Annotated in this window: 28 protein-coding genes; 17 read left to right on the forward strand and 11 right to left on the reverse strand. The window is 72.7% G+C overall.

The genetic code is table 11. The features are described 5' to 3' along the window. Window positions 1–121 precede the first annotated feature (121 nt). The 4 genes from ACZ63E_RS10040 (at window position 122) to ACZ63E_RS10055 (ending at window position 6852) form a co-directional block, all read left to right on the forward strand. On the forward strand, window positions 122–1396 hold the full coding sequence (locus tag ACZ63E_RS10040; RefSeq protein WP_465335684.1) for a helix-turn-helix domain-containing protein: 1275 nt from the start codon (window positions 122–124) through the stop codon (window positions 1394–1396). A gap of 312 nt (window positions 1397–1708) precedes the next feature. Next, a complete protein-coding gene (locus ACZ63E_RS10045; RefSeq protein WP_465335685.1) occupies window positions 1709–3973 on the forward strand; it encodes a M4 family metallopeptidase in 2265 nt (754 codons plus the stop codon). Between the two features lie 85 nt (window positions 3974–4058). Continuing rightward, on the forward strand, window positions 4059–5663 hold the full coding sequence (locus tag ACZ63E_RS10050) for a M28 family peptidase (protein WP_465335686.1): 1605 nt from the start codon (window positions 4059–4061) through the stop codon (window positions 5661–5663). Between the two features lie 136 nt (window positions 5664–5799). Then, on the forward strand, window positions 5800–6852 hold the full coding sequence (locus tag ACZ63E_RS10055) for a chitinase (RefSeq protein ID WP_465335687.1): 1053 nt from the start codon (window positions 5800–5802) through the stop codon (window positions 6850–6852). Here the strand turns inward: ACZ63E_RS10055 and ACZ63E_RS10060 are convergent. Next, on the reverse strand, window positions 6849–7649 hold the full coding sequence (locus ACZ63E_RS10060; RefSeq protein ID WP_465335688.1) for a DUF3152 domain-containing protein: 801 nt from the start codon (window positions 7647–7649) through the stop codon (window positions 6849–6851). The genes ACZ63E_RS10055 and ACZ63E_RS10060 overlap by 4 nt on opposite strands. 154 nt (window positions 7650–7803) lie before the next feature. Further along, window positions 7804–8862, reverse strand: a complete 1059-nt coding sequence (gene dapE / locus ACZ63E_RS10065; RefSeq protein WP_465335689.1) for a succinyl-diaminopimelate desuccinylase — start codon at window positions 8860–8862, stop codon at window positions 7804–7806. Between the two features lie 35 nt (window positions 8863–8897). On the opposite strand from dapE, the gene ACZ63E_RS10070 reads away from it, so the two are divergent. Genes ACZ63E_RS10070 through ACZ63E_RS10080 form a run of 3 tightly spaced genes read left to right on the forward strand, consistent with a single transcriptional unit; the run spans window position 8898 to window position 11296 of the window. Then, window positions 8898–9326 carry a hypothetical protein gene (locus tag ACZ63E_RS10070; protein WP_465335690.1) on the forward strand — a complete coding sequence of 143 codons (429 nt, stop codon included), beginning with the start codon at window positions 8898–8900 and terminating at the stop codon, window positions 9324–9326. Between the two features lie 28 nt (window positions 9327–9354). Next, window positions 9355–10338, forward strand: a complete 984-nt coding sequence (gene dapD / locus ACZ63E_RS10075) for a 2,3,4,5-tetrahydropyridine-2,6-dicarboxylate N-succinyltransferase (RefSeq protein WP_465335691.1) — start codon at window positions 9355–9357, stop codon at window positions 10336–10338. 28 nt (window positions 10339–10366) lie between these two features. Then, window positions 10367–11296 (forward strand): CHAD domain-containing protein, encoded by a 930-nt coding sequence (locus ACZ63E_RS10080; protein WP_465335692.1) that lies wholly within the window; start codon window positions 10367–10369, stop codon window positions 11294–11296. 42 nt (window positions 11297–11338) lie between these two features. Here ACZ63E_RS10080 and ACZ63E_RS10085 read toward each other — a convergent pair whose 3' ends face one another. Next, window positions 11339–12757, reverse strand: a complete 1419-nt coding sequence (locus ACZ63E_RS10085) for an FAD-dependent monooxygenase (RefSeq protein WP_465335693.1) — start codon at window positions 12755–12757, stop codon at window positions 11339–11341. Window positions 12758–12801: 44 nt separating this feature from the next. Here ACZ63E_RS10085 and ACZ63E_RS10090 point away from each other — a divergent pair, with 44 nt between their 5' ends. Next, window positions 12802–13449 (forward strand): TetR/AcrR family transcriptional regulator, encoded by a 648-nt coding sequence (locus ACZ63E_RS10090; protein WP_465335694.1) that lies wholly within the window; start codon window positions 12802–12804, stop codon window positions 13447–13449. On the opposite strand, the gene dapC is transcribed toward ACZ63E_RS10090, so the two are convergent. From dapC to ACZ63E_RS10105, 3 genes are all read right to left on the reverse strand, one after another. Continuing rightward, the gene (gene dapC / locus ACZ63E_RS10095; protein ID WP_465335695.1) at window positions 13446–14537 is read right to left on the reverse strand and encodes a succinyldiaminopimelate transaminase; all 1092 of its coding nucleotides are present in this window, start codon (window positions 14535–14537) and stop codon (window positions 13446–13448) included. The two genes, ACZ63E_RS10090 and dapC, sit on opposite strands and share 4 nt — an antisense overlap. After that, entirely contained in the window at window positions 14534–14854 is a 321-nt protein-coding gene (fdxA, locus tag ACZ63E_RS10100) for a ferredoxin (RefSeq protein ID WP_086680320.1), read from the reverse strand. Before fdxA ends, dapC begins: the two co-directional genes overlap by 4 nt. 113 nt (window positions 14855–14967) lie before the next feature. Beyond that, complete coding sequence (locus tag ACZ63E_RS10105) at window positions 14968–15141, reverse strand: hypothetical protein (protein ID WP_465309277.1); 174 nt, start codon at window positions 15139–15141, stop codon at window positions 14968–14970. A 58-nt stretch (window positions 15142–15199) separates the two neighbouring features. On the opposite strand from ACZ63E_RS10105, the gene ACZ63E_RS10110 reads away from it, so the two are divergent. From ACZ63E_RS10110 to ACZ63E_RS10140, 7 genes are read left to right on the forward strand one after another with little or no spacing between them, the layout of a single operon-like run. Further along, window positions 15200–15952, forward strand: coding sequence for a GNAT family N-acetyltransferase (locus ACZ63E_RS10110; RefSeq protein WP_465335696.1), 753 nt, complete (start codon window positions 15200–15202; stop codon window positions 15950–15952). Then, window positions 15949–16938: a 2-phospho-L-lactate transferase gene (cofD, locus tag ACZ63E_RS10115; RefSeq protein WP_465335697.1), complete on the forward strand. Its 990-nt coding sequence runs from the start codon at window positions 15949–15951 to the stop codon at window positions 16936–16938. The genes ACZ63E_RS10110 and cofD overlap by 4 nt, the downstream gene beginning before the upstream one ends. Next, window positions 16874–18268: a coenzyme F420-0:L-glutamate ligase gene (locus ACZ63E_RS10120; protein WP_465335698.1), complete on the forward strand. Its 1395-nt coding sequence runs from the start codon at window positions 16874–16876 to the stop codon at window positions 18266–18268. Before cofD ends, ACZ63E_RS10120 begins: the two co-directional genes overlap by 65 nt. Further along, window positions 18265–18810: an NUDIX hydrolase gene (locus ACZ63E_RS10125; protein ID WP_465335699.1), complete on the forward strand. Its 546-nt coding sequence runs from the start codon at window positions 18265–18267 to the stop codon at window positions 18808–18810. Before ACZ63E_RS10120 ends, ACZ63E_RS10125 begins: the two co-directional genes overlap by 4 nt. Window positions 18811–18837: 27 nt before the next feature. After that, complete coding sequence (locus tag ACZ63E_RS10130) at window positions 18838–19443, forward strand: hypothetical protein (protein WP_465335700.1); 606 nt, start codon at window positions 18838–18840, stop codon at window positions 19441–19443. Then, complete coding sequence (locus tag ACZ63E_RS10135; protein WP_465309265.1) at window positions 19440–19811, forward strand: GntR family transcriptional regulator; 372 nt, start codon at window positions 19440–19442, stop codon at window positions 19809–19811. The genes ACZ63E_RS10130 and ACZ63E_RS10135 overlap by 4 nt, the downstream gene beginning before the upstream one ends. Continuing rightward, window positions 19808–20086 carry a hypothetical protein gene (locus tag ACZ63E_RS10140; protein ID WP_465335701.1) on the forward strand — a complete coding sequence of 93 codons (279 nt, stop codon included), beginning with the start codon at window positions 19808–19810 and terminating at the stop codon, window positions 20084–20086. Before ACZ63E_RS10135 ends, ACZ63E_RS10140 begins: the two co-directional genes overlap by 4 nt. Before the next feature lie 10 nt (window positions 20087–20096). Here the strand turns inward: ACZ63E_RS10140 and ACZ63E_RS10145 are convergent, their stop codons facing one another. Beyond that, complete coding sequence (locus ACZ63E_RS10145) at window positions 20097–20993, reverse strand: DNA-3-methyladenine glycosylase family protein (RefSeq protein ID WP_465335702.1); 897 nt, start codon at window positions 20991–20993, stop codon at window positions 20097–20099. Between the two features lie 3 nt (window positions 20994–20996). Further along, complete coding sequence (gene manB / locus ACZ63E_RS10150) at window positions 20997–22076, reverse strand: mannose-1-phosphate guanylyltransferase (protein ID WP_465335703.1); 1080 nt, start codon at window positions 22074–22076, stop codon at window positions 20997–20999. Between the two features lie 142 nt (window positions 22077–22218). Here manB and ACZ63E_RS10155 point away from each other — a divergent pair, with 142 nt between their 5' ends. Next, window positions 22219–22692, forward strand: a complete 474-nt coding sequence (locus tag ACZ63E_RS10155) for a hypothetical protein (protein ID WP_465335704.1) — start codon at window positions 22219–22221, stop codon at window positions 22690–22692. Here ACZ63E_RS10155 and ACZ63E_RS10160 read toward each other — a convergent pair. The 3 genes from ACZ63E_RS10160 to ACZ63E_RS10170 form a co-directional block, all read right to left on the reverse strand. Continuing rightward, window positions 22689–23552, reverse strand: a complete 864-nt coding sequence (locus ACZ63E_RS10160; protein WP_465335705.1) for a glycosyltransferase family 2 protein — start codon at window positions 23550–23552, stop codon at window positions 22689–22691. The genes ACZ63E_RS10155 and ACZ63E_RS10160 overlap by 4 nt on opposite strands. A 75-nt stretch (window positions 23553–23627) precedes the next feature. Then, a complete protein-coding gene (locus ACZ63E_RS10165) occupies window positions 23628–24776 on the reverse strand; it encodes a glycosyltransferase family 4 protein (RefSeq protein WP_465335706.1) in 1149 nt (382 codons plus the stop codon). A 53-nt stretch (window positions 24777–24829) separates the two neighbouring features. Beyond that, a complete protein-coding gene (locus ACZ63E_RS10170; protein WP_465335707.1) occupies window positions 24830–25906 on the reverse strand; it encodes a glycosyltransferase family 4 protein in 1077 nt (358 codons plus the stop codon). A gap of 9 nt (window positions 25907–25915) precedes the next feature. Here ACZ63E_RS10170 and ACZ63E_RS10175 point away from each other — a divergent pair, with 9 nt between their 5' ends. Further along, a complete protein-coding gene (locus ACZ63E_RS10175; protein ID WP_465335708.1) occupies window positions 25916–26851 on the forward strand; it encodes a glycosyltransferase family 2 protein in 936 nt (311 codons plus the stop codon). Window positions 26852–26881: the final 30 nt, after the last annotated feature.

Below are 26881 nucleotides of genomic sequence, written 5' to 3' on the forward strand. Positions count from 1 at the left end.
TCTTTTCCCTGACCCCCCCCCCCCCCCCCCCCCCCCCCCCCCCCCTCCCCCCCCCCCCCCCCCCCCCCCCCCCCCCGCGGCCTACCCTTGGACGTCCGGCACCCGGTGGAAAGGCGGCTGCGTGAGTGTGAGCGGCGAGACCGTCGGCGAGCGCCTGCGTGAGCTCCGCACCGAACGCGGGCTCACCCAGCGTGAGCTCGCCGGACCGCAGTACTCCGCGGCCTACGTTTCCTCGGTCGAGACCGGCGCGCGGACGCCGTCGGGCGACGCGCTGCGGTTCTTCGCCCGGCAGCTGGGCATCGACCCCGACGAGCTGCTCGGCGGCAGCTCCCCGCGGGAGCTGGTCGAGCTGGACCTCGAGCTGATCGAGACGGCGGAACGGTTCCTGGCCGGCGACGCCCGCCGCGCGGCCCCGCGGATGCAGCGCATCCGGCGCGCCGCCGAACGCCTGGAGCGGCCGCGGCAGGCGGGCATCGCGCTGCTGTGGCTGGCCGGGTACACCCGGGGTGACGTCCGCACGAAGTACGTCGCCGAGGCCGAGACGACGTTGTCGGGCGAGCCGCCGCCGGTGCGGGCGATGGTCGTGCCGCTGCGCGCGGCGGTGCTGAGCGACTGGGGCGAGGCGCGGTATTCCCTGCACCTGCTGGAAACCTGCCACGCGGAGCTGCTGCGCGACGGGTACCCGCAGCCGTCGATGCTACTGACGCTGCGAGCGTGTCTCGCCGAACGCCACCTGCGCCAGGGCGACCTCGAACGGGCCGCGGAGTACGCCGAGTCGGCGCTGCGGCTGACCCGCGGCGGCCCGGCGGTGCTGGCCGAGCTGACCCGCAGCCACGTCGAGGTCTGCCGCAGCCACCTGGCCGCGGACCGGTTCGCCGACGCGGCGGCGTCGGTCGCCGCGGCCTACGACCTCATGCAGGAACGGGCCCTGCACCCGGCGATGGCGCACTGCCTGCTGGCCAGGGCCCGGGTCCGCGGCCGGGCCGGCGACGTCGAAGGCGCGCTGGGCGACCTCGCCGCGGCCCGCGAGACGGCCTGGCCGGACGACGTCCCGGCGATCACGCTCGAGCTGGCGGCGGAGTACCTCGCGGCGGGCCGGGCGGAGACGGCAAGCGGGCTGCTCGACCAGGTGCGTCCCTCGGTCGTGTCCGGCACGGCGCTGGCGGCGGAGCTGCGGCTGCAGCAGGGGTCCCTGGCCCGGGCCCGGGGTGACGCCCGGCGCGCGGCCGACGACCTGCGGGCCGCGGTCGAGCTGGCCACCGGCCTCGGGGCGCGCGAGGTGCTGGTGCGCGCGCTGCGGCCGTTGAGCGAGCTCCTGGGCGAGACCGGGCGGCAGGCGGAAGCGGCGGACGTGCTGCGGAACGGGCTCATCGCGCTGGGCGCCGAAGCCGACTGAACACCGTTTCCTGAGCGGTACTAACGATTCCCGATGATCGAGATCGTCCGGCGTTCGGATGGTGTCGGGGACACTCCCTACGAAAGTCGTTCCGGCGCGGAACGCGGGGCGAATCCCCAGCACGAGCGGGGTTTGTACGAATTGACCCGCGAATCCCAAAGGCGGCGTTGGTCCGTTCGGCGCATTGACGGCCCGACGCCCTGATCCCTTTACTCGGATGCGTCCGGACGCATACCTCCTGTTAGCCCGCCGGACACGTCCCCTTTTCTCCTTGCCGGTCCACGATTCTGCCTTCATGAAAGGTTGACCTCGATGACCCATCGTGGGTTCAGAACGGGCTTGGCGGCCGCCGCCGGGCTCGCCATGACGCTCGCCTTGCCGGTGACCCCGGCGAGCGCGAGCCCAGCAGCACAGCCCGCCGCACCGGAAGCCGCCGCCGCGCGCGCCGCCGACCAGGCCGCCGCCAGCGGTCTCGACGCGCTCAAGCGGGGCCCCGCGGAATCGTTCCAGCGCGTCGGCCTGACCGCCGGTGGCGGCGGCCTCTTCTACGGCGCCTACCAGCGGACCTACCAGGGCCTGCGGGTCGTGGGCGGGGACGCGGTCGTCGTCGCCGACGGCGCCGGGCGCGTCCGCGGGACCAGCGCCGCCGAGACCGCCGCCATCAGCGTCGGGACGCAGGCTGCGCTCGACGCCGCGAAGGCCGCCGCCACCGCGCGCGCCCAGCTGCCCACTGTGGACAGTGTGAGCACGCCGGAGAAGGTCGTGCTGGCCGGGACGAGCCCGAAGCTGGCCTACGAGGTCGTCGTCTCCGGGCGCACGGCCACGGCGCCGAGCAACCTGCACGTGTTCGTCGACGCCGCCACCGGCGCGGTGCTCGACAAGCGCGACGACGTCAAGACGTTCGCCTCGGGCGCCCGCACCCAGGCGCAGCCGAACACGGTGAACGTCGCCGGGACCGGCAACAGCTACTACGTCGGCAACGTCTCGATCGACACGACGCAGTCCGGTTCCACGTACACGATGCGCGACCCGGGCCGGACCGGCATCAGCTGCGGCCGCGAGGGCGGTTCCGTCTACAGTGGACCGGACAACGCCTGGGGCAACGGCTCCGGCACGGACCTCGAGACCGGCTGCGTCGACGTCCTCTACAGCGTCCAGACCGAGTGGAAGATGCTGGCCGACTGGCTCGGCCGCAACGGCATCAACGGCAGCGGCACCGGCTACCCGGCTTCGGTCGGCCTGGCCGACGTCAACGCCTACTGGAACGGCTCCTCGACCCACTTCGGCCACTCGCAGGACAACCAGCGCCAGGCCACCTCGATGGACGTCGTCGGCCACGAGTTCGGGCACGGCATCTTCCAGTTCACCCCGGGCGGCGCCGGTTCCGGCAACGAGAACGGCGGCATGAACGAGTCGACCGGCGACATCTTCGGCGCGCTGACCGAGGCGTACGCGAACAACGTCAAGGACACGCCGGACTACGAGGTCGGCGAGGGGGTCAACCTGGTCGGCCAGGGCCCGATCCGCTACATGTACCAGCCGTCGAAGGTCGGCGACCCGAACTGCTACTCGTCGTCGATCCCGAGCACCGAGGTGCACGCCGCGGCCGGCCCGCAGAACCACTGGTTCTACCTGCTGGCCGAGGGCTCGAACCCGGGTGGCGGCAAGCCCACCAGCCCGACCTGCAACAACTCCAGCGTCACCGGCGTCGGCATCCAGAAGGCCGGCAAGATCTTCTACAACGGCCTGCTGAAGAAGACCTCGTCGTGGAACCACAAGGCCGCCCGCAAGGCGACCCTCGAAGCCGCGATCGCGCTCTTCCCGGGCAGCTGCACCGAGTTCAACGCCACCAAGGCCGCGTGGGACGCCGTCTCCGTCACCGCCGCGACCGGTGAGCCTGCCTCGTGCAGCGGCGGCGGGCCGGACTTCTCCGTCGCGCTGAACCCGGCCTCGGGTTCCGTGCAGCCGGGCGCCTCGGCGACCACCACGCTCAGCACCGCGATCACCTCCGGCGCGGCGCAGTCGATCACGCTGTCCGCCTCGGGCCTGCCGGCCGGCGCGACCGCGTCGTTCAGCCCGGCGACCATCCAGTCGGGTGGCTCCTCGACGCTGACGATCGCGACGACGTCGTCGACCCCGACCGGGAGCTTCCCGGTCACCATCACCGCCGACGGGGCGAGCACCGACCACACGGCGTCGTACACGCTGAACGTCGGGACCACGGGCTCGTGCGCCGCGGTGACCAACGGGACGCGGCTGAACATCCCGGACTACCCGGGTGCCGCGGTCAGCAGCACCAGCACCGTGGCCGGCTGCGCGCGCAACGCGTCGTCGACCACCAAGGTCGAGGTGCACATCACCCACACCTACAGCGGTGACCTGGTCCTCGACCTGGTCGCGCCGGACGGCACCGCCTACCGGCTGAAGAACTCCAGCTCGTCGTCCACGCCGAACATCAACACCACCTACACCGTCAACGCTTCTTCGGAAGCCGCGAACGGCGCGTGGCAGCTCCGCATCCGAGACGTCGGCCCCGCCGACACCGGTTATCTGTCCTCCTGGACGTTGACCGTGTAACACGCCCCACCCCGTGAAGGCCGCACCAGCCCGGTGCGGCCTTCACGGCCGTTCTCCCCAACCCCCATCGAAGGAACTCACCGCCATGAAGTGGAAAACTCGCCTCGGCGCCGGGGTCACCGCCCTGGCCGCCGTGCTGGGCGTTGTCAGCGCGCCAGCGGCCACCGCCGCGCCCGCCACGGCGCTCGCCGCGCCGGACATCTCGCTGGCCAACATCAAGACCCACCTCAACCAGCTGCAGACCATCGCCAACAACAACGGCGGCACGCGCTCCCCGCGCGGCGCGGGCTACGCGGCGTCGGTGTCCTATGTGGAGAACCTGCTCAAGAACGCGGGTTTCACCACGACCCGGCAGACGTGCACCAGCTGCATCGGCCAGTCGCAGAACCTGATCGCGGAGTGGCCGCAGGGTGACGCGAGCCAGGTCATCATGCTCGGCGCGCACCTCGACAGCGTGAGCGCCGGCCCCGGCATCAACGACAACGGCTCCGGCAGCGCGTCGATCCTCGAGACCGCGCTGACGCTGGCCCGCACCAACCCGGCGATGGCCAAGCGCGTCCGCTTCGCCTGGTGGGCCGACGAGGAGTCCGGCCTGGTCGGCTCGAAGTACTACGTCAACAACCTGCCCAGCGCCGAGCGCACGAAGATCAAGACCTACCTCAACTTCGACATGATCGGCTCGAAGAACTGGGGCTACTTCGTCTACGACGACGTCGCTTCGGTCAAGGCGATCTTCGATGAGTACTTCTCCTCGATCGGCATCCAGACCGAGGGCGACAGCGAAGGCGACGGCCGGTCCGACCACGCGTCGTTCAAGAGCGCGGGCATCCCGGTCGGCGGCCTCGCCACCGGCGCCGGCGACATCAAGTCTTCGGCGCAGGCCCAGAAGTGGGGCGGCACCGCGGGCGCGGCGTTCGACAACTGCTACCACCGCGCCTGCGACACGACGTCGAACATCCCGGACACCCCGCTGGAGAAGAACTCCGACGCGATCGGGTACGCGCTGTGGAAGCTGGCCGTCGCCACCACCCAGGGCAACGACTTCTCGGTGAGCTTGAACCCGACGGCCGGGACCGTCCAACCGGGACAGTCGCTGCAGGTCGCCGTCAGCACCGCGACGACGTCCGGCAGCGCGCAGTCCATCTCGCTGTCGGCTTCGGGCCTGCCCGCAGGCGCGACCGCGTCGTTCAGCCCGGCGACCGTCCAGTCGGGCGGCTCCTCGACGCTGACCATCACGACGTCGGCTTCGACCCCGACCGGGAGCTTCCCGGTGACGGTGACCGCGGACGGCGCGAGCGTCGACCACACGGCGTCGTTCACCCTCGGCGTCGGGACGTCGTCGTGCGCGCCGGTGACCAACGGGACCCGGCTGAACATCCCGGACTACCCCGGTGCCGCGGTGAACAGCACCGCGACGGTCGGCGGCTGCACGCGCAACGCGTCCAACGCCACCAAGGTCGAGGTGCACATCACCCACACCTACCGCGGTGACCTGGTCATCGACCTCGTCGCCCCGGACGGCACGGCGTACCGGCTGAAGAACTCCAGCAGCGACTCGACGCCGAACCTCGACACGACCTACACCGTCAACGCGTCTTCGGAGGCCGCGAACGGCGCCTGGCAGCTGCGGCTGCGCGACGTCGGCCCGGCCGACACCGGTTACCTGTCCTCCTGGACGCTGACCGTCTGACCCGCGACCGGGGCGCCTTCGCCGCGGAGGCGCCCCGGTTGTCTAGACCACCCGTTCGTAGGTAGTCAGCGCTTTCCCGGTTTCCCTATCGTGGACGAACACGCCGCGTTCGCCCTCAACGACGATGGGAGCCGGTATGTCCGGTCGCAGAACCCGCTTCTTCGGATCCCTCCTGGCGGCGGTCCTGGCCGTCCCGCTGCTCGTGTCGGCCCCCGCGCAGGGGGCGGTGCAGGCCGACACGTGCGCGGTGAAGTCGCGGCCCACGGGCAAGGTCCTCCAGGGCTACTGGGAGAACTGGGACGGCGCCGCGAACGGCGTCCACCCCGGCATGGGCTGGGTGCCCATCACCGACGCTCGCATGGCCCAGCACGGGTACAACGTCATCAACGCCGCCTTCCCGGTGATCCGGTCCGACGGGACCGTGTTGTGGGAGAACGGGATGGACGCCGGCGTCAAGGTGTCCACGCCCGCCGAGATGTGCGCGGCGAAGGCCGCGGGCGCGACGCTGCTGATGTCGATCGGCGGCGCGGCCGCCGGTATAGACCTGTCCTCCAGCGCCGTGGCCGACAAGTTCGTCGCGACGATCGTGCCGCTTTTGAAGCAGTACAACTTCGACGGGATCGACATCGACATCGAGACCGGCCTCACCGGCAGCGGGAACATCAAGACGCTCTCGGCGTCGCAGTCCAACCTGATCCGGATCATCGACGGCGTGCTCGCGCAGATGCCGTCGAACTTCGGGCTCACGATGGCGCCGGAAACCGCTTACGTGACCGGCGGCAGCATCACGTACGGCTCGATCTGGGGCGCCTACCTGCCGATCATCAAGAAGTACGCCGACAACGGCCGGCTGTGGTGGCTGAACATGCAGTACTACAACGGGTCCATGTACGGCTGCTCCGGCGACTCGTACCAGGCCGGGACCGTGCAGGGCTTCACCGTGCAGACGCAGTGCCTGAACCAGGGTCTGGTCATCCAGGGCACGACGATCCGCGTGCCGTACGACAAGCAGGTCCCGGGTCTGCCGGCCCAGCCCGGCGCGGGCGGCGGGTACATGTCGACGAGCCTGGTTTCCCAGGCGTGGCGGTCGGTTCCGGGCCTCAAGGGCCTGATGGACTGGTCGATCAACTGGGACGGCTCGAAGGGCTGGACCTTCGGGAACAACGTCAAGTCCCTGCAGGGCCGCTAGGAGTCCCCGGCGGGGATCGGGTCGTTGTACTCCCCGGACGGGCCGGCGTACTCGCGCCCGTCCGGGAACGGCCAGGGGTTCGGGACGCAGCCGTGCAGCCCGAGCGTCTGCTGCTCCATCACCGGCGCCGGCCGGCCCGCGCCCGGGCACAGCTCGTGGCCGTGGCCGAGCCGGTGCCCGGTCTCGTGGGTGACCATGTACTGGCGGTACTGCGCGAGCGGCGCGCCGTAGTTCGGGACGGCGTTGGCCCAGCGGGCGATGTTGAGCACGACGTTGCTGCCGTTGCGGCAGGAGGTGTAGCCGTCCGGGGTGCCGCCGCACAGCTTGTCACGGCTGGCGGGGGTCGCCAGGTAGATGGTGAAGTCGGCGCTGTCGTCGGGCCCGACCTGCTGCAGCCGCCACTCACCGCCGCCGGTCCAGCCGCGCGGGTCGCCGAGGATGCCGCGGATGTCCTTCGCGAACTCGGCCGGCCCGACGCCGTTGATGTCGGTTTCGAGCGCGATCCGGTACCGCATGAGCCGGCCGCGGGCGCCGGCGACCTGGTCGCTGCCGGGGGTGAACATCCACTGGCCGGACCCGGTCCGCGGAAAGGTGATGGCGACTTCGACCGGCGCGGCCTGCGTCACGGGCTCACGCGCATCGGGCGGCGGCGGCACGGAGGTGGCCTCCCCGATGGCCATGACCACGGGCCCGGCCGCGGGCGCGGCGACGGGCTGTTGCTCACAGGCAGTCACAGCACCGATCACCGCCACGGCGAGCGCGGCAACGGCCGCGGCCCGTCTCGCGGTTTTGGGCATGGTCCCTCCCGGCTGCACCCCTCACGGGGAGATACGGACAGGGGCCCGGAAAAGTTGCGGTGACGTCCGGTGCCGGAGCGTCACCGCAGCTCAGCGGGTCCGGATGTGACGACCGCCACTACGTCCCAAGGTGGCCTTGGGGCGGTCGGGCCACTCAGCTCAGGAACTTGCGGAGCACCTCGGCGACCTGCCCGATCTCCGCCGTCCGGACGTTCTCCTGCTGGGTGTGGGCCAGGGTCGGGTCGCCCGGGCCGAAGTTCACCGCCGGCATCCCCAGCGCCGCGAAGCGCGCCACATCCGTCCAGCCCAGCTTTGCCGCCGCGCGGCCGCCCGCCGCCGCCACCAGTTCCGCCGCCGCCGGGGCGGACAAGCCGGGCAGGGCTCCCGGAGACAAGTCCACAACGGACAGTTCGTACCCCTCGAACACCTCGCGCAGGTGCCGTTCCGCCGCCTCCGGCGAACGGTCCGGGGCGAACCGGTGGTTCACCGTCAGGACCGCCGCGTCCGGGACGACGTTGCCCGCCACGCCACCGCCGATCGACGTCGCCTGGAGGCCCTCGCGGTAGGTCAGCCCGTCGATGTCGACGACCCGCGGTGTGTACTCCGCCAGCCGGCGCAGGGGCTCGGCCAGCGCGTGGATCGCGTTCTCCCCCATCCACGCCCGCGCCGTGTGCGCGCGCTTGCCGGCCAACCGCAGCTCGACGCGCATCGTGCCCTGGCAGCCGGCCTCGATCACGGCGTTCGACGGCTCGCCGACGATCGCCAGGTCGCCCGCCAGCCACTCAGGCAGCTCGCGCTCGATGCGGCCGAGGCCGTTCTTGACCGCTTCGACCTCTTCGTTGTCGTAGAACACGAACGTGATGTCGTGCTTGGGCGAAGGCAGCGTCGCCGCGAGGTGCAGGAAGACCGCGTCGCCGCCCTTCATGTCGACCGTGCCCAGGCCGTGCAGCACCTCGCCGTCGCGCCGTGACGGCAGGTTGCCGTTCTCCGGCACCGTGTCCAGGTGCCCGGCGAGCACGACCCGCGACGCGCGGCCCAGGTTCGTCCGCGCGAGCACGGCGTCACCGTTGCGGACGACCTCCAGGTGCGGCGCCTGCTTCTCGAGCGCTTCCTGCACGAGCGTCGCGAGCTCGGCCTCGCTGCCCGAGACGCTGAAGACGTCCACGAGCGCGGCGGTGAGGTCGACGGGGTCCGCGTGCAGGTCGAGGCTCATGCCCGGCACGCTACCGGCAGGGCTACCGTGGGCCTGTGCGTAGGTTCCCGGTCGCCGTCGGCGGCGCGTTGCTGGTCCTGGTCCTGTCCGGCTGCGGCAACGAAGCCGGCCCGACCCCCAAGCAGGGCGGCGAGCCGGGCCCCGACGCGCTCCCCACGAAGCTGGACGCGCTGACCGTCGACCAGTGCTTCGCCAGCCCGCGCACGCAGCTGCCGAAGGGCTGTGAGAAGTACGTCACGGAGATCGGCAACGTCCCGGGCTCGGCCCGCAAGCGCGCGGACGACCGCGACCCGCAGCTGGTCGCCGAAGCCGACAAGCTGGACACGGCCGTCAAGGCGTTCCGCAGCTCGGGCTGCACGACCGTGCCGGACGCGGGCGGGCCGTGCACCCAGGCGCTGGTCGACATCGCCGCCGCCCTTTCGGGGCTGAAGAAGCAGGTGGACGCCCGGCCCACAACGGGCTGACCGGCCCCGCTCGACTACGGTGAGGGCCGTGAGCGAGCAGAGCCCGAACCCCGAAACGACCGGCGCCAGCGGCGTCGGGCTGGCCACCGTCGCGACCGACGGGACGGTCCTCGACACCTGGTACCCGCACCCCAAGCTGACCGACGGCGGCACCGCCGGCACGCAGCGGCTGAGCGCGGCGGAGGCCGAGGAGGTGCTCGGCGAGGCCGCCGCGGGCCTGCTCGGCCCGGACACCGACCGCGGAGTCGAGGTCGTCGCCGTCCGGACCACGATCGGCAAGCTCGCCGACGCCCCGGCCGACACCCACGACATGTACCTGCGGCTGCACCTGCTCTCGCACCGGCTGGTCCGCCCGCACGGCCAGAACCTCGACGGCATGTTCGGCCTGCTGGCCAACGTCGTGTGGACCAACCACGGCCCGTGCCCGGCCGAAGGCTTCGAAGCGACGCGGCTGCGGCTGCGGGCGCGCGGCGCAGTGACCGTCTACAGCGTCGACAAGTTCCCGCGGATGGTCGACTACGTGCTGCCCGCCGGCGTCCGGATCGGTGACGCGGACCGCGTCCGGCTCGGCGCGCACCTGGCCACCGGCACCACCGTGATGCACGAGGGCTTCGTCAACTTCAACGCCGGCACGCTTGGCGCGTCGATGGTCGAAGGCCGGATCTCGGCGGGTGTCGTGGTCGGCGACGGCTCCGACGTCGGCGGCGGCGCGTCGATCATGGGCACGCTCTCGGGCGGCGGCAAGGAGACGATCTCGCTGGGCGAGCGCTGCCTGATCGGCGCGAACGGCGGCGTCGGGATCTCGCTGGGCGACGACACGGTCGTCGAAGCCGGCCTCTACGTCACGGCGGGCACGAAGGTGGTCGTCGACGGCAAGGTCGTCAAGGCCCGCGAGCTCAACGGCATCTCCGGCGCGGTGTTCCGGCGCAACTCGGGCACCGGCGCGGTCGAGGTCGTGCCGCGGACCGGCAGCGGCGTCGAGCTGAACGCGATGCTGCACGCCAACGACTGAGCGTCGCGGTTCACCTACAATTCATGTGGTGACCACCGAATCGTTGCCTCGCACTCCGTCGGAACTGGGCTTGCCCGAGCTCCCGGTCGAGGTCGGCCCGGCGGACCCGGCGGGCCACCACGTCCGGGCGAAGCTCGATCGGGAGATCCGGGCGATGCTCGCGCACGAAGCCGGGACGCGCTCCGGCGCCGATCCGGAGGACCTGCACCAGATGCGCGTCGCGCTGCGGCGCATGCGCAGCGTGCTGAAGCTGTCCGGGCGGCTGGTGGGCGACGGCGCCGAGCCGGTGCGCGCCGAGCTGGGCTGGCTCGGCCAGTCGCTCGGCGAGGTGCGCGACTACGACGTGCTGATCGGGCACCTGCGCGAGGTCATCGCCGGGTTCGAGGTCCGCGACCAGGCCGCCGGGCACCGGCTGGTGTCCCGGTTCGTCACCGAACGCGCCGCGGCGAAGCGGCGGCTGAGCCGGGCGCTGTCCAGCGCGCGCTACTCGACGCTGCTGCGTGAAGTGAGCCTGCTGACCCGCTCGTCGGCCGAGGTGCCCGGCGAACCGCACGACCTGGTGACCGGGCTGGCGAAGCCGCACCGCAAGCTCGCGAAGGCCGTGCGCGCGCTGCCCGCCGACCCGCCGGACGACGACCTGCACGCCCTGCGCATCCACGGCAAGAAGCTCCGCTACGCCGCCGAGCTCGCGCAGACGTCGGCGAAGAAGAAGCGGGCCAAGCGCATCAAGAAGCTGATCAAGGCGACCCGGGACTTCCAGACGGTGCTCGGCGACCACCAGGACGCGGTGATCGCCGCCGAGCGGATGCGCACGGTGCTGGACACCGCGGACGGCGAGGTCGGCTTCGTCGCCGGCCGGATCGCCGAGCGTGAGCTGGCCCGCCGCGCCGAGGCCCGCGCGGTCTGGCACGACTCCTGGGCCGCGGTCGACGCCGCCGCCCAGGCCCTCCACGCCTGACCCGTCGTGAGTGGTAATTCGGGTTAGAACCCTAATTACCACTCACGACAAGCCGCGGGAGACCGACCAGACGTACCCGTCCGGCCGGACCAGCACCTTCGCGCCCGGCTTCACGTCGTAAGCCGCGTACGCGTGGCCGCCGTCGTCGACCAGGTCCGAGCCCGTCGCGACACTGCCCGCGGGCAGGATCCGATAGCCCGACGTCGGGCCGTCACCGAAGACCAGCTCGGTCGCGTGCGGGCCGCGGAACAGCTCGAACAGCCGGACGCGCTTGCCGTTGGCGTCGGTCAGCGGCGCGTCCGGCGCGCGGTCTCCCGGCTGAAGCGCGCCGGCGCCGGCCGGGGACAGCGGGCCGCCGCGGTAGCTGATGTCCAGCTGCTGGGTGTCCTCGCCGCGCCGGTGCGCGTCGTCGTCCCCGTCGACGTACTTCTGCATCAGCCCGGTCGAGATCCCGAGCACGCGCGCCGCGTTCGTCCGGCGTTCGGCCTCGTAGCTGTCGATCAGCTCGGGCGAGCCGTCCGCTAGCTTCCAGCCCAGGTTGTACCCGTCCCCGACACCGGTGTTCAGGCCCTGGCCGCCGGTCGGCGGGTGGACGTGCGCCGCGTCGCCGGCCAGGAAGACCCGGCCGTCGCGGAAGCGTTCCGCGAGCCGGACGTTCGGCCGCCACACCGTCGACCAGGCCAGGTCGGACAGCTTCACGGTGCCGCCGCTCAGCGCGTCGAGCCGCGCCTGGATGGCGGGCAGCGCGGTCTCGGCCTCCAGCTCGCCGTCCCCGAGGGGCGAGCCGAACTGGAACCACGGCGTGCCCGGCAGCGGGCTGAACATCATGCCGCGCATCGGGTCGTCCGACGCGCCGAACCAATGGCCGTACCCGCGGTCGAGGCCTTCGGCGTGGACGTCGCCGAGCAGCATCCGGATCGACTCGTCGGTGGTGCCCTCGAACGCGATCCCCAGCGCCTTGCGGACGAAGCTCTTGCCGCCGTCGGCGCCGACCAGGTACTCGGCGCGGACGGTCTCGCCCGTGCTCAGCGTGGCCGTGACGCCGTCTTCGTCCTGCTCGAAGCCGGTCAGCGCGGTGTTCAGCTCGACGTGCACGCCGAACTCGGCCAGCCGGTCGCGCAGGATGCCCTCGGTCTGCGACTGGCCCAGGAACCAGCCGGTCGGGTACGGCTTGTCCGGCGTCGCCTCGACCGGGTCGAACATCAGCCGCTCACCGACGACCTCACCGCCGACGTGGATCCGCATCGGGACCGGCGCGGCTCCCTGCGCCAGCACCGCGTCCAGCACGCCGAGGTCCTCGAAGATCTCGAGCGTCCGCGGCTGGAGCCCGTCGCCGCGCGAGCCCACGAAGAACTCCTCGGCCTTGTCGATGAGCCGCACGGCGACGTCGCGCCGCGCCAGCTCGATGGCCAGCGTCAGCCCGGTCGGCCCCGCCCCCGCGATCAGCACCCGTGTGTCCATCTCGTCCTCCCAGTGAATCGAAGTTCAGTGAATCTGAATTCAGAATGACACTGCTAGCGTCCGGCGTCAAGGAGGTGGCGGTGAACCGCAAGGAGAAGGCCGCGGAGACCGAGGCCGCGCTCAAGGCCGCGGCCAAGCGCGTCTTCGCGCGCAAGGGCTACCTGAACACCAAGATCACGGACATCACGGCGGAAGCCGGCCGGGCCGCGGGGTCGTTCTACAACCACTTCGCGGGCAAGGAGGAGCTGCTCGAGTCGCTCCTGGCCGACCTCGCGGCGTCAGGCGACGAGAGCGCGCTGACCGAGGGGCACCTGTCCGACTTCAGCGACCCGGCGGCGGTGCGCTGGCACGTCGCCCAGTACTGGGACTTCTACCAGGAGCACGCGTCGACGATGCAGGCGCTTCGCCAGGCGTCGATGGTGAACGACACCTTCGCGCGCACGCTGGCGAGCTTCGGCGCGACCCAGGCCACGGACCTCCACGGCCACCTCGCGCACGTGACGGCGGCCGGGATGCGCCTGCCGGCGAGCACGGAGCTGTCGATCGCGATGATGTACCAGCTGGTGGACAGCTTCGCGCAGATGTGGCTGCTCGACCCGGTGCCGGCCGGGTGGACACCCCCGACCGACGAAGAGGCGGTCGAGGCGCTCACCCGGTTCGTCTACCGGGGCTTCACGGGCCGGGACTACTAGGCGCTGAGCCGCGCCACGGCGGCGTCGACCCGCTCGTCCGTCGCGGTCAGCGCGACCCGGACGTGCTTGCCGCCCTTCGGGCCGTAGAACGTGCCCGGCGCGACCAGGATGCCCCGCTCGGCCAGCCACTCGAGGGTTACCGAAGAGGCCTCGTCGCGGGTGGCCCACAGGTAGAGCCCCGCCTCCGAATGGTCGATGCGGAACCCGTTGTCCTGCAACGCCTTCCGCAACGCGAGCCGACGCCGGTCGTACCGCTCGCGCTGGGCCGTCAACGCCTCGTCGTCGGTCAGGGCGGCGACCATCGCCTCCTGGACCGGGCGCGGCACGATCATGCCCGCGTGCTTGCGGATCTCCAGCAGCTGCGCGACCAGCTTCGGGTCGCCGGTCAGGAACCCGGCGCGGTAGCTGGCCAGGTTCGCCGACTTGGACAGCGAGTGGACGGCGATCAGGCCGTCCGTGCGGCCGCCGCAGACGTCCGGGTGCAGCACCGACAGCGGTTCGGCCTCCCAGCCGAGCGCGAGGTAGCACTCGTCGGAGACCACGACGACGTCGCGCTCGCGGGCCCACTCCACGACCTTGCGCAGGTGCTCGACGGGCAGCACCTTGCCGGTCGGGTTGGACGGCGAGTTCAGCCAGATCATCGCCGGCTTCTGGGGGCCGAGCGCGGTCAGGCCGTCGGAACGCAGGATCGAAGCGCCCGCCAGCAGCGCCCCGACCTCGTACGTCGGGTACGCCAGCTCCGGAATGACGACGAGGTCACCCTCGCCGAAGCCGAGCAGCCGCGGCAGCCAGGCCACGGCCTCCTTCGACCCGATCGTCGGGAGCACGGCGTCCGCCTCGAGCCCGGTGACCCCGTGGCGCCGGCCGAGGGCGGCGATCGCCGCCGCGCGCAGGGCCGGGATGCCGTGCGTCGTCGGGTAGCCCGGGATGTCCGACACCGACGCCAGGGCGTCACGGATCCCGGCCGGGACCGGGTCGACCGGCGTGCCGATCGAGAGGTCGACCACCCCGCCGGGATGCGCCTGCGCCGTGGCTTTGACCTCGGCGAGCGAATCCCAGGGGAAGTCGGGCAGCGCGACCCGGCTCATTCGCCCTGCGGGGGCAGCGCCTTGATGAAGCCCGGGTCGTGCGCGGTCTTGCCCACCTTGGAGGCGCCGCCCGGCGAGCCCAGCTCGTCGAAGAAGTCGACGTTGGCCTTGGTGTAGTCCGACCAGTTGTCCGGGACGTCGTCCTCGTAGTAGATCGCCTCGACCGGGCAGACCGGTTCGCAGGCGCCGCAGTCGACGCACTCGTCCGGGTGGATGTACAGCATCCGCTCGCCCTCGTAGATGCAGTCCACGGGGCACTCGTCGATACACGCCTTGTCGAGCACGTCGACGCAGGGCTCGGCGATCACGTAGGTCACTGCGTACTCCTGCTTTTCTCTGCAAACAGCCAGTCCGTGCCGACATTACGCGGCAGCGGCACCCGATCGGTTGGTGAGGCAACCCTTAGCCATACCCGGGGTACGGCGTGTGTTCACCGCTCCCGGCGGCGCGGGGGCGGGGTGGCCCGGGCGTCACCGGTGATGACGAAGCGCGGCTTGGGGGCGTCTTCTTCGGCCTTCTGCTCCCCCACGGCCCGGTTGAAGCCCTCGGAGATCTCGTCCACGAGCTTCTCGTTGTGCCGCTCGTCCTTGCGCTGGATGCCCACGGCCCGCCTCCTCCGAAATCCGCTCCACGACTTTTGCCGCCTCAGTCACAATCTAGCCGTGAACGCACCCGAAACGCTCGAAATCGCCTGCAGCAGAGCATGGCCGCCCCTGGTCGAGGAATCCTTGGGGGACTGGCGGCTGCGCTGGGCGGACGGGTTCACCGGCCGCGCGAACAGCGCACTCGCCGTCGGGGACCCCGGACGGCCCATCCCGGCGGCGCTCGCCGCGGTGTGTGACTTCGCCCACGATCGGGGGATCCCGCCGATGGTGCAGGTGATCCGCGACAGCCCGAACGAGCGCGCGATCGTCGCCGAAGGCTGGTTCCAGGCGACGCGGCACGCCCGCGGCCACGAGGTCGTCGTACTCACCTCGCCGCTCACCGCCGGGCCGGCCGCGCCCGGCGTCACGGTGGACGACGAGCCGACTCCCGCCTGGTGGGAGCTCACGCTGGGCCCCGGCGAAGACGTCCCAGCGGCGCGCAGCGTCCTGACCGGCGGCAAGGTCGGTTACGGCGTCGCGACGCTCGACGGTGTCACCGCCGGGGTCGTCCGGGGCGCGCTGGTCGACGGCTGGCTGCACGTCGGGCGCCTGGAGGTCGCGCCCGCCTTCCGCCGGCGCGGGCTCGCGTCCGCGCTGATGGGCGCGCTGCACACCTGGGGCGCGGAACACGGGGCCGGCCACGCGGTGTTGCAGGTCGCGGAGGCCAATTCGGGCGCGCTCGCGCTCTACGCGGGGCTCGGCTACGCCCCGCACCACAGGTACCGGTACTGGGTGGCGACACCCGGCTCGTGCGAGGATTCGACGTCGTGAAGATCGTGGTGATGGTCGGCGGAGTGGGCGGGGCCCGTTTCCTGCTGGGTTTGAAGGCGGCGCTGGGCATGGCGCCGGAAGGGGCGAGCGAGTCGCCGCACGAGGTGACGGCGCTGGTCAACACCGGCGACGACGTCTGGATGCACGGCCTGCGGATCTGCCCGGACCTGGACACCTGCATGTACACGCTGGGTGGCGGGATCGACTCCGAGCGCGGCTGGGGGCACTCGGGTGAGACCTGGGTGGTCAAGGAGGAGCTGGCCGCCTACGGCGCCGACCCGGACTGGTTCGGGCTCGGCGACAAGGACATCGCCACCCACCTGATCCGCTCCCGGATGCTGCGCGCGGGGTACCCGCTGTCCGCGGTGACCGAGGCCCTGTGCGACCGCTGGCAACCCGGCGTCCGGCTGCTGCCGATGTCGGACGACCGCGTCGAGACGCACGTCGTCATCGACGACCCGGAGCAGGACGGGCAACAGAAGGCCATCCACTTCCAGGAGTGGTGGGTGCGCTATCGCGCCGAGCCGAAGGCGCACTCGATCGTCGCCGTCGGCAACGACGAGGCCAAGCCCGCGCCCGGCGTGCTAGAGGCGATCTCCGGGGCGGACGCGGTGCTGTTCGCGCCGTCGAACCCGGTCGTCTCGGTGGGCACCGTGCTGGGCGTGCCCGGGGTCCGGGACGCGCTGCGCAGGACGTCGGCCGGCGTGGTCGGGGTGTCCCCGATCATCGGCGGCAAGGCGCTGCGCGGGATGGCCGACGCGTGCCTGACCGCGATCGGCGTCGAGACGTCCGCCGAGGCGGTGGGCCGGCACTACGGCTCGCGCAAGGCCGACGGCGTCCTCGACGGCTGGCTGATCGCCGAGGGCGAGACGGCCGACGTGCCGGGCGTGACCGTCCGCGACGTCCCGCTGCTGATGTCCGATGTGGACGCGACCGCGGCGATGGCCCGCGCCGCCCTGGAACTCGCTGGAGCCCCTGTTGACTGACCACGCCGCCCCCAAGCTCGAGATCCTGCCCGTCCCCGGGCTGCCCGAGTTCCGTCCCGGCGACGACCTGACCGGCGCGATCGCCACGGCCGCGCCGTGGCTGCGCTCAGGGGACGTCGTGGTCGTGACCAGCAAGATCGTCTCGAAGGCCGAGGGCAGGCTCGTCCGCGTGCCGACCGATCCCGAGGCCCGGGACGCCGCGCGCCGCGACCTCGTCAAGCAGGAGGCCGTGCGGATCGTCGCGCGGATCGCGCGCACGGTGATCACCGAGAACCGGCTGGGGATCGTCCAGGCGGCGTCCGGGATCGACGCGTCCAATGTGGCCGGTGACGAGGTCGCGCTGCTGCCGGCCGACCCGGACGCTTCGGCGCTGGCCCTGCGCAACGGGCTGCGCGACCGGCTCGGCGTCGAGGTCGCCGTCGTCATCACCGACACCATGGGCCGCGCCTGGCGGGTCGGGCAGACCGACAACGCGATCGGCGCGTCCGGGCTGCGCGTGCTGCACGCCTACCGCGGCACGATCGACGGACAGGGCAACGAGCTGGCCGTCACCGAGGTCGCGATCGCCGACGAGCTGGCCTCGGCCGCCGACCTGGTCAAGGGCAAGCTGGGCGGGACGCCGGTGGCGGTCGTCCGCGGCCTGGACCTCGTCGACGACGGTTCTAACGCGCGGTCGCTGATCCGGCCGCTCGAAGAGGACCTCTTCCGGCTGGGCGCCAACGAAGCCATCGCGCAGGGCCGCCGGGAGGCCGTGCCGGTCCGGCGGTCGGTGCGGCAGTTCAGCGACGCCCCGGTGTCGCCCATCTCGATGCGGCGGGCCGTCGGCTCGGCGCTGACCGCGCCCGCGCCGCACCACACGCACCCGGTGCGGTTCGTCTGGCTGCGCGACGGCGCGAAGCGCAAGGAACTGCTCGACGCGATGCGTGAGTCGTGGCAGGCCGACCTCGTCGGCGACGAGTTCACCCCGGAGCAGGTCGCGAAGCGGCTCAGCCGCGGCGACATCCTTTACCGGGCCCCGGAAATCGTCATCCCGTTCCTGGTGCCGGACGGCGCGCACACCTACCCCGACGCGCGCCGCAACGATTGCGAGAAGACGATGTTCACCGTCGCCGGCGGCGCCGCGGTGCAGGGCCTGCTGGTCGCGCTGGCGGCCGAAGGCCTCGGTTCGTGCTGGATCGGCTCGACGATCTTCGCCGCCGACATCGTCCGCGACGTCCTCGGCCTGGACGAGCGCTGGCAGCCGCTGGGCTCGGTCGCGATCGGCGTCCCGCTCACCGAGCCGGAGTCGCGGCTCTCGGCCGCGCCGGGTGAAGGGCTGCTGGAGCTGTGACTTTGCACGCCGACGCCGTCACGACGCTGAGCGCGTGGCGGCCTTCGCTCGCTTCCCAGGAGTCCCTGCGGCAGGCATTTCTCGGGTTCCTCGCGGCGCGCGACGACAGCTGTCAGCGGTCCTGCGCGGCCGGGCACCTGACGGCGTCGGCCGTGCTGCTGGACCACACGGCGACGCAGGTGCTGCTCACGCTGCACCCGCGGGTCGGCCGGTGGCTGCAGCTCGGCGGGCACTGCGAGCCCGAGGACGCGTCGGTGGCCGAGGCCGCGTTGCGCGAGGCCACCGAAGAGTCCGGGATGACCGGGCTGCGGATCGGGACCGCGCCGGTGCACCTGGACGTCCACCCGATCACGTGCTCGCTCGGCGTGCCGACGCGCCACTTCGACGTCCGGTACGCGGTGTTCGCGCCGCCGGGGGCTTCGCCGGTGCGCAGCAGCGAGTCCGACGACCTGCGGTGGTGGCCGGTGGACGCGCTCCCGGCGGGGTCGGAAGATCTCGCCGATCTGGTGAAAGCGGCCGTTCCTGTCGGTGCCGGGCACTAGCCTGGAGCGCGGACAGGGGAGGAACGGATGGCAACGCAGTTCCTGGAGCGGGTGCACTACCACTCCGGCGGTGGCGGCGGCGACGGTGTGTTCGGCTACATCGTGGTCGGGCTGCTCGTGCTCGCGATCATCGTGTTCGTGATCGTGGTGGCGGTGCGCGTGTCGAAGATGCGCCGCGAAGAGGCGATGAAGAACGGCGGGCAGTTCCCGCAGGCGAACTTCCCGGCGCAGAACTTCCCGCCGCAGCAAGGGTTTGCAGCGGGTGGGGCGGCGCAGGGCGGGGTGTCGCCGGCCGGGTTCCCGGCTTCGCAGCCGGTGCCGCAGGCGGGCTTCGCGCCGGGCGCGCCCGGATTCCCGCCGGCGCAACCGGTGCCGCAGGCCGGGTTCCCGCAGGGCGGAGCCTCACCGGCCGGTTTCCCGGCGTCGCAGCCGGTCCCGCAGCCGGGGTTCGCATCGGTGCCGGGCGCCGCGCCGCAGCCCGGATTCCCGCAGTACCAGGCCGGGTTCCCGCCGTCGCAGCCGGTGCCGCAGCAGCAGGGCGGGTACCCGCCCGCGCCGCCGCAGTACTCGCCGACCGCGCCCTATCCGCAGCAGCCGCTGCCCGGTCCGGGAGCGGGTCCGCAGAGCTGGTGACCGTCCCCTTCGACAGCAGCTCGCCGGTGCCGCCCTTCGAGCAGGTCCGGTCCGGGCTCGCGACGCGGATCAACGACCGGAGCCTGGCCGTCGGCACGAAGCTGCCCACCGTCCGGCAGCTCGCGGCCGACCTCGGCATCGCCCCGAACACCGTGGCCCGCGCCTACCGCGAGCTCGAGGAAGCCGGCCTGATCGAGACGCGCGGCCGGGCGGGCAGCTTCGTCGCCGCGTCGGGTGACCAGAGCCGCCGCCGGGCGCAGCAGGCCGCGGCCCGGTACGCGGAGCTCACCCGTAAGCTCGGCCTGGACGACGCCGAGGCGCTGGCCATCGCCCGCGCCGCGCTCGACGAGGGGGAAAGCCGACCGTGAGCCTGATCGTGCTGCTGCTCTGCCTGCTGGTGCTGGCCGGCATCGTGACGGTGGCCGTCGTCGTGATCAAGGCGGCCGCGAAGCCGAAGCCGCAGTACCCGCCGCAGCAGTACCCGGGTTACCCGCAGCAGCCCGGTTATCCCCCGCAGCAGGGGTATCCGGGCCAGCAGCCCGGTTACCCGCCCCAGCAGCCCGGTTATCCGCCCCAGCAGGGCTACCCCGGCCAGCAGCCGTACCCGCCGAACCAGCAGGGCGGCTACCCGCCCCAGTACTGACCGGCGCGCCTCACATCGCCCGGTACTCGCGCAGCTCGACCCGCGGCCCGAACCGCGGCCGCCGGTGCCCCGCCGCCTCCAGGTACCGCACCGCCCGCTGCCGCTGCGGCGCGTACGGCGCCAGCACCTCCGCCATCCCGGCGTCGTCGACCTTCGTGCCCAGCACGGCGTTCCCGACCATCGACGGGATGTTGTAGTCCCCGAAGCTCACGGCGTCCGGATCACCCCAGGCCCGCTGGGCGACCTCCGCGGCCGTCCACACGCCGATGCCCGGCACGTGCCGCAGCAGGTGGCGTCCCTCGATCCCCCGCAGCTCGACCGCGCGCTCCAGGTGGTGGGCGACGCGGGCCGCGTTGAGCAACGCCGTCCGCCGCTTGATGTCGACACCCGCGCGGTGCCAGTGCCAGTCCGGCAGCGACCGCAGCGCCACCGGTGTCGGCGGCACGCGCAGGCGGTCCGGACCCGGCCCGGGCGCCGGCGCGCCGAAGCGGCGGCACAGCTCGGCCCACGACCGGATCGCCTCCTTGCCGGTCACCTTCTGCTCCAGCACCGCGAGCACCAGCCAGTCCCACACCACCCCCGTCGCGCCGAGCCGCAGGCCGGGGTTCTCCCGCCGGGCCCGCGCGACGACGTCGTGGTGCGCGACGAACTCCGAGTCGTCGTCGTCCGCGCCGAGCAGCCGGGGGACGCCGCTGAGCAGCCGGTCCGCGCCGGCACCCCAGGCGGCCGCCTCGATCCGGCCGTCGGTGAGCTTGCGCAGCGCCAGGGTGCCCGGGCCGTCCGGGGTGTTCGACGCGAGCCAGGTGATGCCGCGTTCGTCGGTGAGGATGTTGAGCGACCCGCGGCCGCGCTTCAGCGGACCCAGGACCCGGCCCAGGTCGACCTCGAACGCGGGACGCCAGAACATCGGCTACGCGTCGCTCGAGAAGCGCACGGAACCGTCCGGCAGCACGGTGTCGGGCCAGACGCGGGCGCCGTCGAGCAGCTCGCAGCCGGCCCCGACGGACACGCCGTCGCCGAGCACGACCCCGCGCAGCACCGCGCCGGCGCCGACGCGCGCGCCGTGCCCGAGCACCGAACGCTCGACCACCGCGCCTTCGGACACGGCCGCGCCGTCGAACAGCACCGAGCCGTCGACCTTCGCGCCCGAGCCGACGACGGCGGCGACGCCGATGGTCGAACCCCCGCTCAGCTGGGCGTCTTCGGCGACGGAAGCGCCGTCGAGCACCAGGAAGTCGCCGGGCCGGCCGGGCAGCGCCGACGTCGGCGCCACGCCCCGCACCAGGTCGGCGGAGCCCTGCACGAACGCTTCCGGCGTGCCGACGTCGAGCCAGTAGGACGCGTCGACGAACCCCTGGATGTGCGCGCCCTGCTCGAGCAGCCGCGGGAACGTCTCGCGCTCGACCGACACCCGGCGCCCGGCCGGGATCGCCTCGATCACCGGGCGGCGGAAGACGTAACAGCCGGCGTTGATCTGGTCGGTCGGCGGGTTGGGCGTCTTCTCCAGGAACGCCTGCACCCGCCCGGTCTCGTCGGTCGGCACCGACCCGAACCGGCTCGGGTCCGGGACGCGCTGCAGGTGCAGGGTGACGTCGGCTTCGGACTCGCGGTGCACCTGCAGCTGCGCGCCGAGGTCCGCGCCCGAGATGATGTCGCCGTTGAAGACGATCACGTGGTCGGCACGCAGCTTGTCGTGGACGTTCCTGATGGCGCCGGCCGTGTCGAGCGGCTCTTCCTCGACGACGTACTCGAGGTCCAGACCGATCGACTTGCCGTCGCCGAAGTACTCCTCGAACACCTCCGCACGGTAGCTCGTGCCGAGCACGACGTGCCGGATCCCGGCCTCGCGGATGCGCGAGAACAGGTGGCTGAGGTAGGGCGTCCCGGCTGTCGGGAGCATCGGTTTCGGCGCCGAAAGGGTCAGTGGCCGCAGTCGCGTGCCCTTGCCCCCGACCAGCACGACGGCGTCGATCTCGACCTCGGACGTCACGGAAATCTCCTCCTGTATCACGCACCGCTGAGCGACAAGCCGCGGGAAACCCTGACGGAGGTCGCCCGGAGGGCCTACCCTAGACAGGAAACAGGCGGGCCCCTCCCCAGAGGGCCCCCGGGTCAGTCGGGAGGCCGAGGGGATGGACCCCCGCGATCGGGCGGACGCCCTGCTCGCACGAGCCCAAGCGCGTGGTGTGTTCGTGGTGACGCCGGACAGTGCCATCTCGCCGATGGACGCCTCGAACACGCAGCAGATACCGCGGGCCGCCATCGACGGTCTCGACCGGAGCCAGGACCCGGACACGACCACGCAGCTGCCGGCGTCGTTGATCGAGGAGAACGACCACCCGCTGGCCGGCTCGTCGCCGACCCGCCGGCTGGAGGGCCACGGCGGACGCCGTCAGCACACGACGCCGTTGAGCACGCCGACACCGACCACGCCGATGCCGACAGCCGCGCCGAAGCCGGTCACGGCTCCGCTGGCCCGCCGGCCCCAGGCCGAGCCGATCACGAGCCCGCTGAAGGAGCCGGACCCGGATGAAACCGGCCTGGTGCCGACGGTGACGCAGACCAACGGCAAGTCCGACTTCTCCCGCCGGCTCGACGGGATCTAGCCCTTCCGGGTCTCCAGCTTCAGCCGCAGGGCGAGGCCGAGCTTCGTCGCGGCCAGCAGCGGCTTCCACAGGAGGCCCTGGTGGCGGTCGGCGAGGAAGCGGTAAGCGCTCTCGTGGTGGACGGCGAGCATCTTCTTCGACGCCTGCGACGTCGAGTGCCCGCCGACGTGCATGACCCCGGCCGAGGGCGTGTAGACGTTCAGCCAGCCCGCCTTCGCCAGCCGGTCACCGAGGTCGACGTCCTCGAAGTACATGAAGTAGCGCGAGTCGAAGCCGCCGACGGAGTCGAACGCCTCGCGGCGCATCAGCAGGCACGAGCCGGACAGCCAGCCGGCGACGCGCTCGGTGGGCGTGCCGGTCTCCTGCCGGTACTGCTTGGTCCAGGGGTTGCCGGGCCAGATCTTGCCGAGGGCGGCGTGCCCGATGCCCCGCCCGAAGGACGGCACCAGCCGCGCCGACGGGTAGACGGTGCCGTCGAGGTCGTGGATCAGCGGCCCGAAGGCGCCCCCGCGCGGCCACCGCTTCGCGGCGTCGAGCAGCGTGTCGATCGTGCCCGGCTCCCACTCCAGGTCCGGGTTCGAGATGACGATCCAGCCGTACCGGTCGTCCAGCTCGGCGACGCCCCGGTTGCAGCCGGTCCCGTAACCGACGTTCTCGCCGATGTTCAGCAGGTGCACGTTCTCGCGCTTCGCGGCCTTCTCGGGAGCGCCATCGGTGGAGACGGTGTCCGCGACGACGACCTGGACATCACGCTCGGTGGCCTTCTCGAGCGTGTCGAGGAACCGCTCGAGGGTCTCGCCGGAGAAGTAGGTGACGGTCACGACGCCGAGTTCGTCGCCGTAACGGGAGTGATCGGTCATCGGGCCATTGTCCCCTCGTGACGCTGCGCGGTCCCGCCGCCCCGGCCCGAGAGCACGCTGGAAGAAGTAGGAAGATCAGCGGGTTCGGAGGTGGCGCGACCAAGCTTTGGCGTACGCCTCCCGGTGCCGTTCCGCGGTCGTCGCCCACGAGAACTCCTTCGCGCGCTGCTGCGCCGCCGTGGCCAGCTCTGCCCGCCGGCCCGGGTCGGCGAGGAGCTCGCTGATCGCCGCCGCGACGTCGCCCGCGCCCACTCCGCAGTACGCCACCGCTTCGCCGCCTACCTCCGGCAGTGACAGCCGTCGCGTGGTCAGGACGCACGCGCCGCACGCCATCGCCTCCAGGACCGGGAGGCCGAAACCCTCGCCCAGGGACGGGTATGCCACCAGCTCCGCGCCGCCGAGGAACCCCGCCAGCGTCCCGAACGGCAGATAACCCGCCCGGATCACGCGCAGCCGGTGCGGGACCGCGTCCAGGGCCCGCTCCACCTGCGTGTCCCAGCCCGGCTGGCCGGCCAGCACCAACGCCGGCGCGTCCCTGCGGCCGGTGACCGCGCGGGCGAAGCCGCGGATCAGCGCCGGGACGTTCTTGCGCGGCTCGAGCGCCCCGAGGAACGCCACGTACGGCGTCCGGCCCAGTCCGACGGCCGCCCGGGCCGCCGCGACTTCCGAGGGTGACGGCGGGTGGAACCGCTCGCTGTCGACGCCGTGGTGAATCACTTCCAGGGAAGCGTGCCGGACCGGGCCGACGCGGGCCAGCTCCGCCGCGGTCGCCGCCGACGGCACCACGCACAGCGTCGCGCGGCGCAGGGCCGTCGCCGTCCACGCGCGGAAGAAGCGGGCTTTGACCGACGAGTGCAGCACGGCGTCGGTGAAGAACGTCGCGTCGTGCAGCGTGACCACCGACGCGGCCGACGTCGTCAGCGGCATCGTGTAGTGCGGCGAGTGGACGACGTCGGCGCCGAGGCGGCGCACCAGCCGCGGCAGGGTCGCCTGTTCCCAGGTCAGCCGCGCGGTGCGGGTGGTCGTCGTCGGCGACGCCGGCACGACGCGCGAGCGCGGCGCCAGCCGATCGTAGAGCGGCAGGTCCCGGGGCTGGCAGACGACGGTGATGCGTGCCCCGTCCGCGTCGAGCGCGGCGACGAGCGAGTCCACGTACCGGCCGACCCCGCCGCGGTCCGCGGGCACCGCGGTCGCGTCGATCAGGACCCGGGGATCATCGCTCACCCCTGCAGGGTACGGCGGTGACCCGGTGTCATGGTGGGGAACTGGCAAACCGGTCAGTCGCGCGCTCGCCGGTGAATAGCCCAGACGGCTTCCGCCGCGCGACGCCAGGTGAACGCCTTCGCGCGGTCGCGCCCCGAACGGGTGAGCTTGGCCGCCACCGTCGGTGACTCCAGCACCTCCCGCAACCCCGCGGCCAGGGCCACCGCGTCACCGCGGGGCACCGTGATCCCGGCGCCGCCGGCCACCTCGACCAGCGCCGGGACGTCGGTGTGCACCACCGGCACCCCGGCCGCCATCGCCTCCAGCAGGCCCATCCCGAAGCCCTCGGCGAGGCTCGGCACGGCCAGCACGCTCGCCCCCCGCAGCGCGGTCGCCAGCTCGGCGTCCGACACCTTCCCCAGCACCCGCAGCCGCTCCGGGGGAAGGCCGCGGTCCAGTGCCAGCGCGGCCGGGTCGACACCGCCCCAGCCCGGCTGCCCGGCGACCACCAGAGCCACGCCGTCGAGCGCCGCGACCGCGTCGACCAGCACGTCGATCCCCTTGCGCGGCTCGATCGTGCCGACCGCCAGCACGTACTCCGAAGGCAAGTCCAGCGAAGCGGAGCCCGACGGCACCCGCACGCCGTGCGGCACCACGCGCACCGGGACGTCGACGTCGACCAGCACCGCCAGCTCGTCCGCGACCGCCCGGGTCGGCACCACCAGCCCGGACGCGCGGCGCGCGGCCCGCGCGATCATCGACCGGTGCCAGCTGACCCCGCGCGCGGTGAGCGTCTCGGGGTGGGTCCACGGCACGGTGTCGTGCACGGTCACGCTCAGCGTGCGCCCGGCCGGCGCGCGCGGCGGCGCGAACGGCGTCGGCGCGTGCACCGCGTCGCCGCCCGGCCACCAGGGGATCCCCAGCTGCCACGCGCCGACCAGCACCCGCGGCGGGTACCGCAGCACCCGCGGGCCGTCGACGCCGTCGAGCCGGGCCGCGGCCACGTCGGCGTGCCGCGCGACGGCGCTGGACACGGTCCAGCCCGGCGGCGCGGTCTTCGCGAGCGCGGGCAGCAGCTCGGCCGTGTAGCGCCCGGTGCCACCGGGCACGGGCGCGAGGAGCTGCTCGGCGAGCACGACCAGTTCGGGCACGCGGCTATTGTGCGGGACGTGACGCCGAATCCCGCCACCACGGTGGTAGTCGTGACCTGGCGGGGCGCCGGGCACGTCACCGCCTGCCTCGACGCGCTCGCCGCGCAGACGCGTCCACATCGGACGATCGTGGTGGACAACGCCTCCGACGACGGCACCGCCGCCCTGCTCGCGGCCCATCCTTCGCACCCGGCGGTGCTGCGGCTCCCCCGCAACGCCGGCTACGCGGGCGCGCTCGCCGTCGCCGCGAAGAGCGTCGAGACGCCGTTGCTGGCGTGGCTGAACGACGACGCCGAACCCGAGCCGGAGTGGCTCGCCACCCTGGAAGACACCCTGGACAAGGCCCCCTTGGCCGCCGCGGCGACGGCGTTGCTCGTGCGGCCCGACGGCAGCACGCAGTCGGCCGGGGTCCGGCTGACCGCCGACGGCCACGGCGCCGACCTCACCGAGCCCACGGACGAGGTGTTCGCCTTCTGCGGCGGCGCCGCCCTGCTGCGCGCCGACGCCCTGCGCGACGTCGGCGGCGTCCCGGCCGCGTTCTTCTGCTACTACGAGGACACCGACACCGCGTGGCGGCTGCGGCTGGCCGGGTGGGACGTCGTCGCGGCGCCGGACGCCCGCGTCCGGCACGCCCACGGCGCCAGCAGCAAGCCCGGCTCGCCGGAGTTCCACCGCTGGAACGAGCGCAACCGGCTGCTCATGCTGCTGCGCTGCGCGCCCCGCGAAGTCGCGGTGAACCAGCTGGTCAGGTTCGCCGTGTTGACGGTGGTGCTGCCGCTGCGCCCGGGCCGTCCGGCCGCGGCGAACTTCCGGTTCGGCCTGCGCTGCCGGGTGCTGGCCGAGGTCGTCGCGCGGTCACCTGCGGCGTTGCGGGCGCGGCGCAAGATCGGCCGCCGTGCGGCGCTGGGCCGAGGCGCGGTCTGGGAGGCATGGGCAGGCCTTTAAGCTTTGCGGACGACCCGACGACGAGGAGCT

The sequence above is a fragment of the Amycolatopsis sp. NPDC104819 genome, assembly GCF_055583145.1.